This window comes from Sinomonas cellulolyticus (assembly GCF_014656475.1).
Lineage (GTDB): Bacteria > Actinomycetota > Actinomycetes > Actinomycetales > Micrococcaceae > Sinomonas > Sinomonas cellulolyticus.
On record NZ_BNCM01000014.1, the window covers coordinates 21,577 to 38,037 of the forward strand.

At 71.5% G+C, this 16,461-nt stretch carries 16 protein-coding genes; 11 read left to right on the forward strand and 5 right to left on the reverse strand.

The features are described from left to right. A complete protein-coding gene (locus IE231_RS15240; RefSeq protein ID WP_189694906.1) occupies positions 1–900 on the reverse strand; it encodes an ABC transporter permease in 900 nt (299 codons plus the stop codon). Positions 901–905: 5 nt separating this feature from the next. After that, positions 906–1,736, reverse strand: a complete 831-nt coding sequence (locus tag IE231_RS15245; RefSeq protein ID WP_189694847.1) for an ABC transporter ATP-binding protein — start codon at positions 1,734–1,736, stop codon at positions 906–908. A 199-nt stretch (positions 1,737–1,935) separates the two neighbouring features. Here IE231_RS15245 and IE231_RS15250 point away from each other — a divergent pair, with 199 nt between their 5' ends. From IE231_RS15250 to IE231_RS15260, 3 genes are all read left to right on the forward strand, one after another. Next, complete coding sequence (locus tag IE231_RS15250) at positions 1,936–3,636, forward strand: sensor histidine kinase (protein WP_229867188.1); 1,701 nt, start codon at positions 1,936–1,938, stop codon at positions 3,634–3,636. Beyond that, complete coding sequence (locus IE231_RS15255) at positions 3,629–4,288, forward strand: response regulator (RefSeq protein WP_189694848.1); 660 nt, start codon at positions 3,629–3,631, stop codon at positions 4,286–4,288. Before IE231_RS15250 ends, IE231_RS15255 begins: the two co-directional genes overlap by 8 nt. Positions 4,289–4,391: 103 nt before the next feature. Continuing rightward, positions 4,392–4,823 (forward strand): DUF4386 family protein, encoded by a 432-nt coding sequence (locus IE231_RS15260; RefSeq protein WP_189694849.1) that lies wholly within the window; start codon positions 4,392–4,394, stop codon positions 4,821–4,823. Positions 4,824–4,861: 38 nt separating this feature from the next. Here the strand turns inward: IE231_RS15260 and IE231_RS15265 are convergent, their stop codons facing one another. Both IE231_RS15265 and IE231_RS15270 read right to left on the reverse strand, forming a co-directional pair. Next, on the reverse strand, positions 4,862–5,137 hold the full coding sequence (locus IE231_RS15265) for a hypothetical protein (protein WP_189694850.1): 276 nt from the start codon (positions 5,135–5,137) through the stop codon (positions 4,862–4,864). Positions 5,138–5,174: 37 nt separating this feature from the next. Continuing rightward, entirely contained in the window at positions 5,175–5,444 is a 270-nt protein-coding gene (locus IE231_RS15270) for a hypothetical protein (RefSeq protein ID WP_189694851.1), read from the reverse strand. Positions 5,445–5,580: 136 nt separating this feature from the next. On the opposite strand from IE231_RS15270, the gene IE231_RS15275 reads away from it, so the two are divergent. Then, a complete protein-coding gene (locus tag IE231_RS15275) occupies positions 5,581–6,447 on the forward strand; it encodes a Rieske (2Fe-2S) protein (RefSeq protein ID WP_189694852.1) in 867 nt (288 codons plus the stop codon). A gap of 54 nt (positions 6,448–6,501) precedes the next feature. Here IE231_RS15275 and ku read toward each other — a convergent pair whose 3' ends face one another. Next, complete coding sequence (gene ku, locus IE231_RS15280; RefSeq protein WP_189694853.1) at positions 6,502–7,428, reverse strand: non-homologous end joining protein Ku; 927 nt, start codon at positions 7,426–7,428, stop codon at positions 6,502–6,504. A 130-nt stretch (positions 7,429–7,558) separates the two neighbouring features. On the opposite strand from ku, the gene IE231_RS15285 reads away from it, so the two are divergent. The 7 genes from IE231_RS15285 to IE231_RS15315 all read left to right on the forward strand — a co-directional run bounded on the left by IE231_RS15285 (position 7,559) and on the right by IE231_RS15315 (position 16,384). After that, the gene (locus IE231_RS15285; RefSeq protein ID WP_189694854.1) at positions 7,559–8,110 is read left to right on the forward strand and encodes a flavodoxin domain-containing protein; all 552 of its coding nucleotides are present in this window, start codon (positions 7,559–7,561) and stop codon (positions 8,108–8,110) included. A gap of 112 nt (positions 8,111–8,222) precedes the next feature. Further along, positions 8,223–8,417: a CsbD family protein gene (locus IE231_RS15290; RefSeq protein WP_189694855.1), complete on the forward strand. Its 195-nt coding sequence runs from the start codon at positions 8,223–8,225 to the stop codon at positions 8,415–8,417. A 150-nt stretch (positions 8,418–8,567) separates the two neighbouring features. Beyond that, the gene (locus IE231_RS15295) at positions 8,568–11,138 is read left to right on the forward strand and encodes an ATP-dependent DNA ligase (protein WP_189694856.1); all 2,571 of its coding nucleotides are present in this window, start codon (positions 8,568–8,570) and stop codon (positions 11,136–11,138) included. A gap of 110 nt (positions 11,139–11,248) precedes the next feature. Next, the gene (locus tag IE231_RS15300; RefSeq protein WP_189694857.1) at positions 11,249–12,004 is read left to right on the forward strand and encodes a LamB/YcsF family protein; all 756 of its coding nucleotides are present in this window, start codon (positions 11,249–11,251) and stop codon (positions 12,002–12,004) included. Further along, the gene (locus tag IE231_RS15305) at positions 12,001–13,917 is read left to right on the forward strand and encodes a 5-oxoprolinase subunit B/C family protein (protein ID WP_229867202.1); all 1,917 of its coding nucleotides are present in this window, start codon (positions 12,001–12,003) and stop codon (positions 13,915–13,917) included. The genes IE231_RS15300 and IE231_RS15305 overlap by 4 nt, the downstream gene beginning before the upstream one ends. Next, positions 13,910–15,670, forward strand: coding sequence for an acetyl/propionyl/methylcrotonyl-CoA carboxylase subunit alpha (locus IE231_RS15310; protein WP_189694858.1), 1,761 nt, complete (start codon positions 13,910–13,912; stop codon positions 15,668–15,670). The genes IE231_RS15305 and IE231_RS15310 overlap by 8 nt, the downstream gene beginning before the upstream one ends. Positions 15,671–15,703: 33 nt before the next feature. After that, positions 15,704–16,384 (forward strand): GntR family transcriptional regulator, encoded by a 681-nt coding sequence (locus IE231_RS15315; protein WP_189694859.1) that lies wholly within the window; start codon positions 15,704–15,706, stop codon positions 16,382–16,384. The last annotated feature ends 77 nt before the right edge of the window (positions 16,385–16,461 follow it).

Genomic DNA, 16,461 nt, shown 5'->3' on the forward strand with positions numbered 1-16,461 from the left:
TCAGATTCCTTCCGTGTGCCCCTGGGCCTGCGACGGGCGCCAGGTGAGGAGCTTGTTCTCGAGTGCGGTGATGAGGGATTCGGCAAGGAGCGCGACGACCGTGACGATGATCATCCCGGCGTAGATGCCGGCCGAGTCGAACGTGCCCTGGGCGTTGGCGATGAGCATGCCCATGCCGTGCTTGGCGCCCGCGTACTCGCCCACGATCGCGCCGATGAGCGCAAAGCCGAAGGCCGTGTGCAGGGAGGAGAGGATCCACGTGGTGGCACTGGGCAGCACGATCGAGGTGAGGATCTTGCGCTTGCTCGCACCGAGGATGCGGGCGTTGTCCACCACGTTGCCGTCCACCTCCCGGGCACCCGTGAACGCGTTGAAGAACACGGCAAAGAACACGAGCACCACCACGGTGGCGACCTTCGAGGAGATCCCGAAGCCGAACCAGATGATGAACAGCGCTGCGAGGACGATGCGCGGCACGGCGTTGGCGGCCTTGATGAACGGCGAGAACACCTTGGCCATGTACCGGCTGCGGCCCAGCAGGACGCCGAGCACGATCCCGGCCACCGTGCCGATGGCGAAGCCCATCGTGGCCTCGAGAACGGTGTAGCCGATGTTCTCCCACACCGAGCCGAACTGCGTCCCGGAGGTGAACCACTGGACGAGCCGGCCCCAGATGAGCGAGGGCTTGGAGTAGAAGAACTCGTCGATGAAGAAGGTCGCGGTGATCTCCCACGAGCCGAGCCAGATCGCGACGATGAGGGCCCGCAGCCCCCACACGCGGATTGCGGCGGCACGCTGGGCCTTCCTCGCCCCGGCCAGGAGTACGGCCTCCTTCTCGGCGCTGAGCCAGCCGGCGTCCCTGTTGGGAGCCGTGTCCGTGGATAGGGGCAGGGTGGTCATCGTGCTCACTTCTCTCCTCGGGACGGGACGGGGTTGCCGGCTGCGGCGCGGGCAATCTCGACCTCCTCGCGCAGGCTGTCCCACACGCGCTTGTACAGGTCCAGGAACTCGGGGGTGAGGCGCACCTCCTCGACGTTGCGCGGCCGCTCGAGGTCCACGCGGAAGTCCGCCTTGATCGTGGCCGGGCTCGCGGTCATGACGACCACGCGGTCGGCGAGCGCGATGGCCTCCTCGAGGTCGTGGGTGACGAACACGACCGCGGCGTCGCTCTCGCCCCAGAGCCGCAGGAGCTCCTGCTGCATGAGCTGGCGCGTCTGCACGTCGAGGGCGCTGAAGGGTTCGTCCATGAGCATGATCGAGGGCTCGTTGACGAGGGTCTGGGCCAGTGCCACGCGCTTGCGCATGCCGCCCGAGAGCTGGTGCGGATAGTACGACTCGAACTTCCCGAGCCCCACCCGCTGAACCCATTCGCGGGCCTTCGCGCGGGCCTTGGACTTCGGGGCACCCCGGTACTCCGGGCCGGAGGCGACGTTGTCCAGGACCGTCTTCCACGGCAGCGTCGCATCGGCCTGGAACATGTACCCGATGCCGGAAGGGATCCCGGTGACAAGGTCGCCGCGCACGTAGGTCTCGCCCTCCGAAGCGGGGGCCAGACCCGAGATGAGGGACAGGGTGGTGGACTTGCCGCAGCCGGTCGGGCCGACGACGGCGACGAACTCGCCGGGCGCGATCGAGAGCGTCACGTCCCGGATGGCGGTGTGGATGCCGCCTCCGTTCTTGGGGAATCTCTTGGTGGCGGACTTCAGTTCGATGAGGGGCGGCGCGGGGGAAGCCATGCTGACTCCTTTGTCTCGTGGGGTGCGATGGCGGGGGGCTGGATGCGCAACCGTGTGGTCTGCGCCATAGACGCTACGGATCGCTGAGAGGGCCTGTCTCGCTTTCTCCCATTGGCCCCAATGAACTCGTTCTTCCCCTTCTGCGCATTGTGCTCACGGGCCGCTGGCGGCGGTCCGGGCGCCGCCCTAGGGTGTCCCTGTGCACGCAACGGATACGGTCGTCCCGGTTCCTGGGAGCCGGCGCGTCCCCCTCAGGCGCGGCCTCGCCTTCTCGACCCGCATGCTGGCCCTCCAACTCGCGGTGGTTGTGATCGTCGTCGTGCTCACCGCCGGCGTTTACGGCTGGCTGTCCTACCAGCGTCTCGTCGCCGAGATCGGCTCGAAGGCCCTCGCCGTGGCGCAGAGCGTGGCTGTCGAGGACACCGTCCGGAGCTCGCTGGACGCAGCGGCGGAGTCCGGGAACGCGCCATCCAACGCCGAGCTCCGCACAGGGCCGGTGCAACGGGTCGCCGAGGCGCTGCGCGAACGCACGGACTCGCTGTTCGTCGTCGTGACGGATCGGTACGGGAAGCGCTGGTCGCACCCCACTGCGGCGTTGCTCGGCGAGACGGTGAGCACGAGCCCCGAGGAGGCTCTCGCCGGGCGCGAGGTGATGCTGCTCGAAACGGGAACGCTGGGCCCGTCCGTGCGCGCCAAGGTCCCTGTCTGGTCCGCGCACTCCGACGCCGTGGTGGGCGAGGTCAGCGTGGGGTTCTCGACAGACGACGTCGGGGAGGCGCTCGCCACCGCGGTTGGTCCAATCCTCGGAATCGCTGCCCTCGCGCTCGTGACCGGCGGCACCGGCACCGCGCTGCTCGGCAGGCGCCTCCGCAGCGACACCCTGGGACTTGAGCCGGCGGAGATCGGCGAACTCGTGCAGGACCAGGCCGTGGTGCTCCACGGCGTGAGCGAGGGCGTGATCGGCGTGGGCGAGGACGCCCGCGTGACCATCTGCAATGAGCGCGCGCGCCGACTGCTCGGCCTCACCGAACCCGCTGGCCGCACCCTGGCGGAGCTCGGCCTGCCGCCGCGGGTGCTTGCGCTCCTCGATGCGCCGGACGACGCCGCGCGGCCCGGCGAGCAGGTCGTCGTCGCCGGATCGGTGCTCATCGTCACGGCGAAGCGGGTCACGCGCGGGCAGCGCAGGCTGGGATGGGTCGTCGTCGTGCGTGACCGGACGGACGTGGAGGCGCTCAGCCGCCAGCTCGACGCCGTCGGTGCCCTCTCCACTGCGCTGCGCGCGCAGCGGCACGAGTTCGCGAACCGGCTCCATGCAGTCTCCGGGCTGCTGCGGATCGGCAGGCACGACGACGCGGCCGGGTACCTCGAGGAGGCGCTCGAGGCGGGCCCGCTCAAGTACCCGGTGGACTTCGCCGGCAGGCTCGAGGACCCGTTCCTGCAGGCCTTCCTGGGCGCCAAGGCGATGCGCTCGGCCGAGATGGGCGTGCCTCTACGACTCGGGGCCGCGACCCTCCTGGACGGCCGTGTCCGCGACCCGCAGAATGTCACCACCGTGCTCGGGAATCTCGTGGACAACGCCGTCGCGGCCGCCGTGCGCGGGCTGGGCAGGGACCGCTGGGCCGAGGTGGAGATCCTGGAGGACGGGACCACCCTGTATCTCACGGTGCACGACTCCGGGGACGGCCTCGGGACTGCGGACCCGGAGCAGCTCTTTGCCGAGGGGTACTCGGCCACGGGCCGGGGCGAGGGCTTCGGGCTCTCGCTCTCGCGCCAGATCGCCAGAAGCCTCGGGGGCGACGTGTGGCTGGTGTCCACGGGCGCTCCCGGCGGCCCGGGCGCGGTGTTCTGCGCAAGGCTGCCCGGGGTGCTCGAGACGCACGCGGGGATCGCAGATGAGTGAGAGCCTGCGCGTTCTGATCGTCGACGACGACTTCCGTGTGGCGCGGCTGCACGCCGAGTACGTCGGCGGCGCGCCCGGATTCGTCGCCCTCGACCCTGTCGGGAGCGCCGCCGCGGCGCTCGACGCCGCCCGTGCATTCCGGCCGGATCTCGTGCTCATAGACGTCTATCTGCCGGATGGGAACGGGCTCGACGTCCTGCCCGACCTCGAGGCCGATTCCATGGTGCTCAGCGCCGCCTCGGACGCCGCGACTGTCTCCCGCGCCTACCGCCGCGGGGCCATCGGCTACCTCATCAAGCCCTTCGCGGAGAGGCTGCTCCAGGAGCGGCTGCGTGGATACTCGCGATACCGGAGGGTCCTCGAGTCGACGCCGGACCTCACTCAGGACACGGTGGATCGCGCACGCCGCCACCTCCTGCCCGCCTCGGTCCAGCCCACCGCATCCCGTTCCCTCACTGAAGGGGCCGTCGTCGATGCACTCGTGGCCGCGGGTGCGCCCCTCACTGCGCTGGATATCGCCACTGCGGTGGGCATCTCCCGGGCGACCGCTCAACGGCACCTCTCGGCGCTGGTGGAGGAGGGTGCCGTCGAGATGGGGCTGCGCTACGGCACGACAGGGCGGCCGGAGCACCGCTACAGCGTGCGCGGCTAGGCCCGGCGGCGCTCCGGGGACGCGTCGACGGTCCGGGCGCGGAGGTAGGCGAGGACCGCGAGGACGCGGCGGTGCTCGTCCTCTCCCCCGCCGGTGAGCACCCGTGCTGGCCACCATCGGCGTCTTCCTTGCCGTGCCCGGGTTCATCGCCCTCGAAGGCCAAGGGTCGACCCAGAACATCATCACGGTGCTCGCCGCACAGGGGAAGACGGACCCGGGCTTCGCCTACACCGTTTCCGACGCCGTCCAGAAGCTCCCCCAATCCGGAGCCCTCGTGGGGGTCTTCGTCTTCGGGCACCTCATCGGCACGAGCATCCTCGGCATGGCGCTGTGGCGTTCGCGGGCCGTCCCCGCGTGGATCGCCTGGGCACTCGCCGTGTCCCAGCCGGTCCACCTCCTCAGCGCGATGACAGGCAACCACCCCCTCGACCTCATCGGCTGGGGCCTGACCGCCGTCGGCTTCGCGGCCGCGGGCCTGACCCTGGTAACGATGCGCGACGACGAGTTCGACCTGCCGCCGGGACGCACCGCCTGAGCGGTGAGCGCGTGGGTTTGCCCGCCCTGCCTGAGGGGTCAGTCTTCCTGGCCGTGGTAGGGCGGGCTGTCGCTCGCGTCGCTGGTGAGCTCGGCGTCGGGGACGTCCATCCCGGCCATCGCCTTGTCGATGTCCGCGTAGTTGCGCGGCACATCGTCCTCCTGCGGCATGTTGCCGTGGATCTGCTCCCGGATGAGCTGCTCTTCCTCGCTGAACCGGATGTCGTTGGCCTGGTCGCCGGAGTCGCGCGGCTCGTCGTACGGGTCGCCGGTCTTGTACTCGCGCTCTTCGGGCTCGCTCGTGTTCTCAGTCATGGGCCATCCGTACCCGCTCCGATCGGGTCCAATCGGGCTACTCCTCCGGGGCGGTGTCGTACGCGCCGTCCGTGTACTGTCCGGGCGCCCGCACCGGGGCCGCAGTGTCGGCACGGCGCACCGGTTCTTCGACGACCGGCGGGGCCACGGCCGCGTCGTCTTCTCCCGGCTCGACGTCGTACTCCCCGTCGGTGTACTGGCCCTCAGCGGCGCTGCCCACGTGGCGGCTTCCGGGCTCCAGGGGCAGCCCGGACTCGTCGTGGCGTGGATTCTCAGGGATCGGGTGCGCGCCCGCATTCTCGCTCATGGCGCAGGCCTACCCGGGACGGGGGAATCGAAACCACCCAGCCGGCCGCTCGCCCGCAGGAACCGGTGCGTGAAGAGATGAGCCCCGGGTAAGTGTCCACGGTCACCGCGTCCGCTACAGCACGCAGGAGGGTCACGTGAACCTGTTGGATGACGCCGTCAGCCGCCTCGAGCGCTGGAGGGCCCTGGACGGCCTGGCAGAACCGCTCCGCAAGGCGGCCCATACACTCGTCAGGCCGCGTCTGGTCCGCAACGCGCTCAGCGGCATCCCTACCGGCCACCCCCTCCACGCCGTCCTCACGGACATCCCGATCGGGGCGTGGAGCATGGCTGCCCTGCTGGACGGGAAGTCCATGCTGGCTCCGGACGACCGCGGATTCGAACCCGCCGCGGACCTCCTCGTCGCCGCCGGCCTGGCCGCCGCCGTGCCGACCGCTGCGGCCGGCCTCAACGACTGGTCGGACACCTACGGCCCGACCGAGCGGGTGGGCCTCGTCCACGCCGCGGTGAACACGGTTGCACTCGGCCTCTACGCGGCCTCGCTCGCCGCGCGCCGCGCAGGACGTCGGCCGGCCGGCCGCGCGCTCGCCTTCGCCGGGCTCGGGGTGCTGAGCGTGGGCGGCTATCTCGGAGGCCACCTCACCTACTCCAAGGGCGTCAAGGTCAGCCACACCGCCTACCACGAGGGACCCCTCACGTGGGAGGACGTGATGGCGGAGGGCGAGCTCGAGGGCAACGCGCCCAAGCTCGTCCAGCACGGCGAGATCCCGCTGCTCGTGATGCGCGACGGCGGTCGGATCGTCGCGCTCGACAACACCTGCACTCATGCGGGCGGCCCGCTGAACGAGGGGACCTTCAAGGACGGCTGCGTCACGTGCCCCTGGCACGGCAGCCAGTTCCGCCTGGCCGACGGCGCTCCCATGCTCGGGCCTGCCACAGCCCCGCAGCCGAGCTACGAGGCCCGCGTGCGGGACGGCCGCATCGAGGTCCGGGCGAAGAAGTAGCTGCCGGGACGCTGCCTCGCCCGGGACGCTGTGCCCGCGCGGGGAGGCGGCGGCCTAGCCCGTCTTGCGGGGACGCCGCTTGGGAGGCGCCTTCTCCTCGGAGGGTGCGGGCTCGTCGTCGTGCTTCTCCTCCTTCTTGGCCCGGCTGCGTGTGCCTGCCGAGGGCTTCGCCTCCTCGGAGCCTCCGGAGGCCTTGCGGCGGCTCTCGACACTCCGGCGCAGGGCCTCCATGAGGTCAAGGACCTCGGCGCCCTCGCCCTCCTCGGCCGGGGCACCGAAGGTCTCCTCGGTGTCCACAGCGTCGCCCTTGGCGAGCTTCGCCTCCACGAGCTGGCGCAGCTGCTCCTGGTACTCGTCGGTGAACTGCTCCGGCTCGTAGTCCGAGGACAGGCTCTCCACGAGCGACGAGGACATCTTCAGTTCCTTGTCCGAGATCTTCACCTCGGTGTCCTCGATGATGGGGAAGTTGGCCTCACGCACCTCGTCTGGCCAGAGGAGCGCCTGGAGGACCATGACGTCCCCGCGGACCCGCAGCGCCCCGAGGCGGGACTTCTGCCGCAGCGAGAACTTCACGACGGCGGTCAGCTCCGTCCGCTCAAGCGTCTCCCGGAGCAGCTGGTACGGCTTGACCCCCACCTTCTCCGGCTCGAGGTAGTAGCTCTTCTCGAAGAACATCGGGTCGATCTGGGCGTCGGGGACGAACTCGACCACCTCGATCTCCCGGCTGCGCTCCACCGGCAGCGACTTGAGGTCCTCGTCCGTGAGGACCACTGTCCGCCCGCCCTCCTCGTACGCCTTGTCGATGTCCGCGTACTCTACGACCTCGCCGCAGACCTCGCAGCGCCGCTGGTAGCGGATGCGGCCCCGGTCGCGGTCGTGGACCTGGTGCAGCTTGAGGTCGTGGTCCTCGGTGGCGCTGTAGACCTTCACGGGCACGCTGACCAGGCCGAAGCTGATGGCGCCCTTCCAGATAGAACGCATGTGCCTAAGTGAACCGCACAATCGCAGGCTTGGATAGGCCGCCCTCCGTCCCGGGCGGCCCTTTGGCCCTACCTGCTCGCACGGGGCTGGGCCACGCTGGAATCACACCCCACCTCTGAGAGGACTCGCCATGAACATCCTCGTCGCCTACGCCAGCAAGCACGGGGCCACTGCCGGCATCGCCGAACGGATCGGCTCGACACTCAGCGCCGCAGGGCTTCCAGCCACCGTCAAGCCCGTGGACGAGATCGACGACGTGACCGCCTACGACGCCGTGGTGCTCGGCAGCGCCGCCTACACGCTCCATTGGATGAAAGAGGCCACAGCCTTCGCCAAGCGGCATGAGACCGAGCTCGCGGAACGGCCGGTATGGCTGTTCAGCAGCGGCCCGCTCGGCACGGAGACGGTGGACAAGGAAGGCCGCGACGTGCGCGAGACGACGCAGCCCAAGGAGTTCGAGAAATTCGCCGACCTGCTCCACGTCAGGGGCGAGCGCGTGTTCTTCGGGGCGTGGGATCCGGCGTCGCCGCCGGTCGGCGCGATGGAGAAGATGATGAGCCACCTGCCCGGGAAGCCGCTCGCCTCGATGCCCGCCGGAGACTTCCGGGACTGGGAGGACATCGAGGCGTGGGCGCGGGGCATTGCTGACGAGCTGCGCGCCCCAGGACCGGAGCGGGGCTGAGGCGAAGGCGGAGGGCAGCCCCCTTGTCTGCCGGGGGCGCGCGTGGCAGTTTAAGGCCAGCGCACACGGCGAGCGCGGCCCGGACACCGGGCATACGGGAACGGAGAGCACCATGGGACTCGGCGACAAGATCAGCAACAAGGCAGAAGAGCTCGGCGGCAAGATCAAGGAGTCGACCGGCCGGGCCACCGACAACCCGAACCTCGAGGCCGAGGGCCAGGCGGACCAGGCATCGGCGGGCGTCAAGCAGGCCGGCGAGCACGTCAAGGACGCCGTGAAGGACGTCAAGGACGGCTTCTCGAAGTAGCCCCGGCCAAGGGACCCACTCACACCTCTCAGGGGCGCACCCGGCCGAGTCCGGTCCGGGTGCGCCCCTGAGCCTTTGCAGCCCTCTGGGGGCGGCGTCGCCGGAATCCATGCCTTCCCCGCGGGCTAGGGCCCGTGGCAGGGTAGCCGCATGGCTCCGCAGCGCGAGACCGTCGAGATCGAAGGCCGCCGCATCAGCCTGTCGAACCTCGACAAGGTCATGTACCCCGCTGCCGGAACCACCAAGGGCGATGTCATCGAGTACTACCGGACAGTGGCACCGGTCATGATCCCGGCCATCCGGGACCGACCGGCGACCCGCAAGAGGTGGGTCCATGGCGTGGGCACCGAAGACGAGCCCGGCGACGTGTTCTTCCAGAAGAACCTCGACAAGTCCACGCCCCCGTGGGTTGAGCGCGTCACCCTGCACCACCGCAACTCGACGAACACCTACCCCCTCGTCAACAACCTGCCCACGCTGATCTGGCTCGCCCAGATCGCCGCGCTCGAGATCCACGTGCCGCAGTGGCGCGCCATCGAGACCGACACGATGATCAACCCCGACCGCCTCGTGATCGACCTCGATCCGGGCCCCGGAGCGGGGCTGGCCGAGTGCGTCGAGGTAGCACACCTCATCAAGCCGGTCTTCGACGACATGGGCCTCGTCTCCGTCCCGGTCACCTCCGGCTCGAAGGGCATCCACCTCTACGCCAAGCTCGACGGCTCGCAGGAATGGGAGGCCGTCTCCGCCGTGGCGCGCGAGCTCGCCAAGTCCCTCGAGGCGGACCACCCCGACCTCGTGGTCGCGGACCAGAAGAAGACCCTCCGGCACGGCCGCGTGCTGGTGGACTGGAGCCAGAACAGCGGCCAGAAGACGACCATCGCCCCCTACTCACTGCGCGGCCGCCTTCAGCCCATGGTCGCCGCGCCGCGGACGTGGGAGGAGATCGCCTCGCCGGATCTGGCACACGTGCGCTACACCGAGATGGCCGCCCGCCTGGAGGAGTTCGGCGACCTCTTCGCCCCGCTCCGCCCCGAGCCCCTGCCCGGTGCGGACGGCGAGGAGGACGACGGCGGCGGCCACGCGGCGTCGTCCGCCACCACAGGCGGAGCGCGCAGTGACCGGCTCACCGAGTACCGGGCCAAGAGGGACGCCGCGAAGACCCCGGAGCCGGTCCCGCTCGAGGCTCCCACCCCGGGGGAAGGCACGGCGTTCGTGATCCACGAGCACCATGCGCGCCGGCTGCACTGGGACCTGCGGCTCGAGCACGAGGGTGTGCTCGCCTCGTTCGCGATCCCCAAGGGGATTCCCACGGGCACCGGGAAGAATCACCTCGCCGTGCACACCGAGGACCACCCGATCGAGTACCTCACGTTCTCCGGCAGCATCCCGAAGGGCGAGTACGGCGCCGGCGAGATGTACGTGTGGGACACCGGCACCTATGAGGCCGAGAAGTGGCGCGAGGACGAGATCGTCGTGGTGCTGCACGGTCGGCCCGGCGGCGGCCTCGAGTCGGTGGCGGAGGGGCTGGGGCGCCCGGGCGAGGGCGTGCGGCTGGCTCTCATCCGGACCAGCGAGGGGAGCTCCGGCAAGGAGAACTGGCTCGCGCATCTCATGAAGGACCAGGCGAAGGGGCACTGGCGAGGCGGGGCGAAGGGCGGGAAGGGCGCGGAGGCCGAGGGGCCCGACGACGTCGTTGCGGCCGACGCCGCGGGCCCTCACCCCGACGCCGCCTCCTCGCGCACTGGCCCGGCGCCGGAGCCCATGCTCGCCCAGACCGGCACGGCGGCGCTCGTCCGCGGAGACGAATGGGCGTTCGAGATGAAGTGGGACGGCATCCGCGCCATCGTGGACGCCCGCGCGGAGCCGCTGCGCCTCCTGAGCCGCAAAGGGATTGACCAGGCAGCCACGTACCCGGAGCTCGGGGGCCTCATGGAGCTGGGGCCTGCAGTGCTCGACGGCGAGATCGTCGCCCTCGACGCGCACGGCCGCCCCGACTTCGGGCTCCTGCAGCAGCGCATGAACCTGACCCGGGCCGCCGACGTCGAACGCATCCGCCGCGACGTCCCGGTGCAGATCGTGCTGTTCGACCTCCTCGAGTACGAGGGCCGCGACCTCACCCGGCTGCCGTTCCGCGAGCGCCGCCAGGCCCTTGAGCTCCTCGCCGAGGGAGGCCTCCCCGAGAACGTCAGGCTCTCACCGCTGTTCGGCGCGGAGGACGGCGCCCCCGACGACGCCGAGCACGTCCTCGCCGCCTCCGCCGAGCACGGGCTCGAGGGCATCGTGGCCAAGCGGCTCGGCGCCCGCTACGAGCCGGGGCGCCGCTCGGGGGCATGGGTCAAGATCAAGAACGAGCGGACCCAGGAGGTGGTCGTGGCGGGCTGGCGCGAGGGCAACGGGAGCCGCGCGGCGACGGTCGGTTCGCTGCTTCTGGGCATTCCGGACGACGCCGGCCGGCTGGCGTACGCGGGGCGCGTCGGCTCGGGGTTCACGGAGGGCATGCTCACGGAGGTCTCCCGGCGGCTGCACGCACTCGAGCGGAAGACGTCGCCGCTCGAGGACGTGCCGGCGGCCGACGCGCGGGGCGCGCACTGGGTGACGCCCAAGCTCGTCGGCGAGGTGACCTATTCGGAGATGACCTCGGGCGGAAGGCTCCGCCACCCGGTGTGGCGGGGGTGGCGCCCCGACAAGACGCCGAAGGACGTTGCCTACGAGCCCTGAACGGTTCCTCCGCGGCCGACCGCCGCGGTGCCCACTTCGCAGAAATTGTTGAACAATCTGCCTCCGATGGTGCATGCTTGATTCACCACCTCGTGAGACGGAGATCACTCATGGCAACCATCGACCTCAACAGCGATGTCGGCGAGTCGTACGGCAACTGGACCTTCGGCGACGACGCCGCGATCTTCACGAGCGTCTCGAGCGCCAACGTCGCGTGCGGCTTCCATGCAGGGGATCCGAGCGGCATCCGGGCCACGTGCGAGGCGGCGGTGGCGGCCGGCGTCGTCATCGGGGCACACCCGGCATACCGCGACCTCGCCGGGTTCGGCCGGCGCTTTATGGACGTGGCGCCGAAGGAACTCATCGACGACGTCATCTACCAGATCGGCGCCCTCGAGGCCCTCGCGCGCTCGGTCGGCGGCCAGGTCCGCTACGTCAAGCCCCACGGCGCGCTCTACAACACCATCGTGCACCACGAGGCACAGGCGAAGGCGGTGGCGAAGGCGATCTTGGAGGTGGCCCCCGAGCTGCCGCTGCTCGTGCTCCCCAACTCCGAGATCCAGCGCGCGGCCGAGGCCGCCGGGCTGCGCACCGTGACCGAGGCGTTCGCCGACCGCGCCTACACCCCCGACGGGACGCTCGTCTCACGGCGGGAGCCCGGCTCGGTCCTGCACGACGTCGACGAAATCGTCCAGCACGTCCTGCGGATCCTCGACGGCGAGGTCAAGGCGATCGACGGCAGCCGCGTCACCCTCGAGGCCCACAGCATCTGCGTCCACGGCGACACCCCGGGCGCCGTGGAGATGGCAGCGAAGATCCGCGAGGCCATCACGGCGTCCGGCGTCGACATCGCGAGCTTCGCGTGAGGCGCCACGCCGCCATCGCGCAGCGGGCCGCGGAGCACGGCATCGGGGCCCGCGTGTCCGGCGGCCGTCCGAGTCCCGGGCGCGACAACGCCGAGACGCCCCATCCGGAGGCGCCGCACCCCATCGTGGGCCTGCGCCCCGTCGGCGACCGCGCCGTCCTCGTGGAGCTCCGCTCCCTCGGCGCGGTCCTGACCCTCGCCTCGCAGCTCGCCGCGGCCGAGCACGCCGGGGACATCGACGTCGTGGACGTCGTCGCCGCGGCGACCACCGTGCTCATCGTCGCCCCGTCCGCGCAGGAGCTTGCCCGCGCCGCGGCCTATGTGCGGGCCCTCGGCCCCGCGCAGCTCGATCCAGGCGAGCGGCCCCCCGGCCGGCTTGTACGCCTCGAGACCGTGTACAACGGCGCCGACCTCAATGAGGCGGCCCGGCTCGCTGGCCTCTCTCCCGAGGGTCTCGTCGCGGCACACACCCAGGCGGTGTGGGACGCGGCGTTCGGCGGCTTCGCGCCCGGGTTCACCTATCTGACGCACGACGCCGCGCCCTCCGTTCCGCGCCGCACGTCGCCGCGCACTGCGGTTCCCCCGGGTTCCGTGGCCCTCGCCGGCACCTACTCCGCCGTCTATCCCGGCGAATCGCCGGGCGGCTGGCAGCTGATCGGCCGCACCGACGCGCCCATGTGGGACCTCGGGCGGGACGAGCCTGCGCTGGTGCAGCCCGGCGATCGGGTGCAGTTCGTCGCAGTGCGCGAGTCCACGACCATCGCCCCTTCCGCGAAATGGTGGGTTGCGCAGGGTGCCGGGGCCTCTCACCCTGCTCAACCCACCATTTCCGAGGGGGGCGAGGCGGCGCGCGAGGGGGGCGAGCCTGCGGAGGCGGGGCTCGTCGTCGTGCGTCCGGGGCTCCAGACCACGGTGCAGGACCTGGGGCGCCCCGGCCGGGCGGCCCTCGGCGTGAGCCCGGCCGGGGCCCTGGACCGCGGCGCGCTGCGGCGGGCCAACCGGATGGTGGGCAACGAGCCGGGGGCGGCCGGACTCGAGTCGCTCTTCGGCGGCCTCGAGCTGCGGGCAAGGGAGGATCAGGTCCTCGCGGTCACGGGCGCACAGGTACCCCTGAGGATCACCGTGGCACCGACGCCTCACACTGACCCCTCAACGCGGGGACATGGCCCCTCAGCGCAGGGAAGTGACCCCTCACCGCGGCCCGCCCGCGTGCGGGAGGCGCCCCTCGACGCGCCGTTCGCCCTCCTCGCCGGCGAGACCCTGGCCGTGGGTGCCCCCACGCAGGGGCTGCGCACCTACATCGCGGTTCGCGGGGGGCTTGACGTGCCGCACCTCCTCGGCAGTGCGAGCGCCGACTCCCTCTCGGGGATCGGCCCCGCCCCGCTGGCGGCAGGGGATGAGCTCGCGGTGCTCCCACCGCGGGGCGCGCATGTAGTCGGCTTCCCGGAGGTCCCGCCGCCGCTGCCCGGCGCACACGGCGCCGTCACAGAGCTGCGGGTCATTCCCGGCCCGCGCCAGGACTGGTTCACGCGGGAGTCCCTCGCCTCGTTCGCGGAGCAGGAGTGGACTGTGACGGCCCAGTCCAACCGCGTCGGGGTGCGGCTGGACGGAACTCCGCTGAAGCGCTCCCTCAAGGGCGAACTCGTGAGCGAGGGCACGGCGCGTGGGGCCGTCCAGGTCCCCGCGAGCGGCCTGCCCGTGCTGTTCCTCGCCGACGCCCCAGTCACCGGCGGGTACCCGGTGATCGGCGTCGTCGTGAGCGCGGACCTCGACCTCGCCGCCCAGCTGCCGCCCGGGGCGAAGGTCCGCTTCGTCCCCCAGAACTCCCAGACCTCCCAGCACCCGCAGCCCACACACTCCCAGAACGCGCCGGCACCCGGGGCCGGCACCCCGGAAGGAACCTCCCATGCGTAAAGTCCTCATCGCCAACCGCGGCGAGATCGCCGTCCGCGTGGCCCGGGCGTGCGATGACGCTGGCCTCGAGAGCGTCGCTGTGTACGCGGACCCGGATGCGGACGCTCCGCACACCGCCGCCTGCACCGAGGCATACGCGCTCGGCGGCACTTCCCCCGCGGAGACCTACCTGGACATCGCGAAGATCCTGGACGTGGCCCGGCGCTCCGGCGCGGACGCCGTCCACCCGGGCTACGGCTTCCTGTCCGAGAACGCGGCGTTCGCCCAGGCCGTCCTGGACGCGGGGCTGACGTGGATCGGACCCTCCCCGCAGACGATCCGCCTCCTCGGCGACAAGGTCAGCGCCCGCGAGGTCGCCGTCCGCGCTGGGGCACCGCTCGCCCCGGGCACCGACGGCCCGGTGGCCTCCGCCTCCGAGGTCCGGGCGTTCGCGGAGGAGCACGGCCTGCCGGTGGCCATCAAGGCCGCGCACGGCGGCGGCGGGCGCGGCCTGAAGGTGGCCCGGACCCTGGAGGGGATCGAGGAGGCCTACGAGTCGGCTGTGCGGGAGTCCCAGGCGGCGTTCGGCCGCGGCGAGTGCTTCGTGGAGAAGTTCCTCGACCGGCCCCGCCACGTCGAGGCGCAGGTCCTCGCCGACACGCACGGCAACGTGGTCGTGGTGGGCACGCGGGACTGCTCGCTCCAGCGCCGGTACCAGAAGCTCGTCGAGGAGGCGCCGGCCCCGTTCCTCACCCCGGAGCAGCGCGCCCGGATCCACTCCTCGGCCAAGGCGATCTGCCGGGAGGCCGGCTACGTGGGCGCGGGCACGGTCGAGTACCTACTGGGCGTGGACGGCACGGTGAGCTTCCTCGAGGTCAACACGCGCCTCCAGGTGGAGCATCCCATCACCGAGGAGACCTCCGGGGTGGACCTCGTCGCCGCGCAGCTGCGCATCGCCGACGGCGGGGTGCTGCCGGTCCTGGAGGATCCCGAGCCCCGCGGCCACTCGATCGAGTTCCGCATCAACGCCGAGGACCCGGGCCGCGGATTCCTGCCCTCCCCCGGCACCGTGACCCGTTTCTCGACACCCACGGGCCCCGGCATCCGCATCGACTCCGGCGTCCGCGACGGCTTCACCGTCCCCAGCCAGTTCGACTCGCTCCTCGCCAAGCTCGTGGTCACGGGGGCGGACCGCCAGCAGGCGCTGCGCCGGGCACGCCGGGCGCTGCGGGAGTTCGAGATCGAGGGGCTGCCCACGGTCCTCCCGTTCGACAGGGCCGTCGTCGACTCCCCCGCGTTCACCGCCGAGGACGGCGGCGACTCGTTCGGCGTGTACACCACGTGGATCGAGTCGGAGTTCGCCGGCGGGATCGCCGCGAGCCCGGCATTCACCGCGCCCAGCGGGCACGACGGCGCCCGCCGCACCTTCGCGATCGACCTCGACGGCCGCCGCGTCACCCTCGGCCTGCCCGCCGAGCTGCTCGCGGGGCTCGGTGCCGCGGTGACCGGGCGCTCGGCGCACGACGGCGCCGCCTCCTCGGGCGCTGCGCCCGCCGCCGCGGATCTCACCGCAGGGATGGGCGGCACGGTGGTCAAGTGGCTCGTGGAGCCGGGCGCGGCAGTCGAGGCGGGAGACGGCGTCGTCGTGCTCGAGGCGATGAAGATGGAGACGACCGTCCAGGCGCACCGGTCCGGGACCGTCGGCGAGCACGGCGCACCGGCCGGGGCCCCGGTGGAGCCCGGGACGGTCCTGACCACCATCAGCGGCGACTGAAGAACGCGCGCCGTGGCTGGATAGGCTGGGACCATGACAACCGAGGGGGTCCTGGCGAGCCTGCGCACCGCGGCCGGGAGGTCGAGGCACGCCGAGACGGGCCAATGGGTGGCGGCCCAGCTGCGGCAGGCGATCGCGGACGGGCGGCTCGCGCCCGGGGCCAAGCTCGCCGAGGAAGAGCTCCGGGAGGCGCTCGGCGTCTCCCGGAACACCCTCCGGGAGGCCTTCGCGACCCTGAGCACGGAGCGGGTGGTCACGCGGATCCCGAACCGCGGCGTCTTCGTCTCGCATCCCACCCCGGAAGACATCCGGGAGATCTACCGCGTGCGCCGGCTCCTGGAGCCCGCAGCGATCCTGTGGGCCCCCCAGCACCCGATCGGGCAGCTCACAGCCATCGTGCGGAGGGCGCGGGAAGCGGCCGAGGCCGGCGACGTCGCGGCCATGGCCGGCGCCAACCAGGACTTCCACCGCGCGCTCGTGGGAGCCGCCGGCAGCGAGCGCCTCGACACGCTCATGGAGCAGGTCCTGGCCGAGATGCGGCTCGTGTTCGCCACGATGGGCGCAGATCCGCGCTTCCACGCGCCCTACGTCGAAGAGAACGCCAGGATCCTCGCGCTCCTCGAGGCTGGGAAGGCCGCGGAGGGCGCCGAGTCGATGGCCCACTACCTCGACCGCGCTGAACACCAGCTCCTCACCGCCCTCACCCCGGCCTGAGCGCCGGCAGGCCGGGGGCCGCCGGGCCGCGCGCCCGCGCAAGGCACATTGTTCAACAAATGCCTTGCCTGATTGTT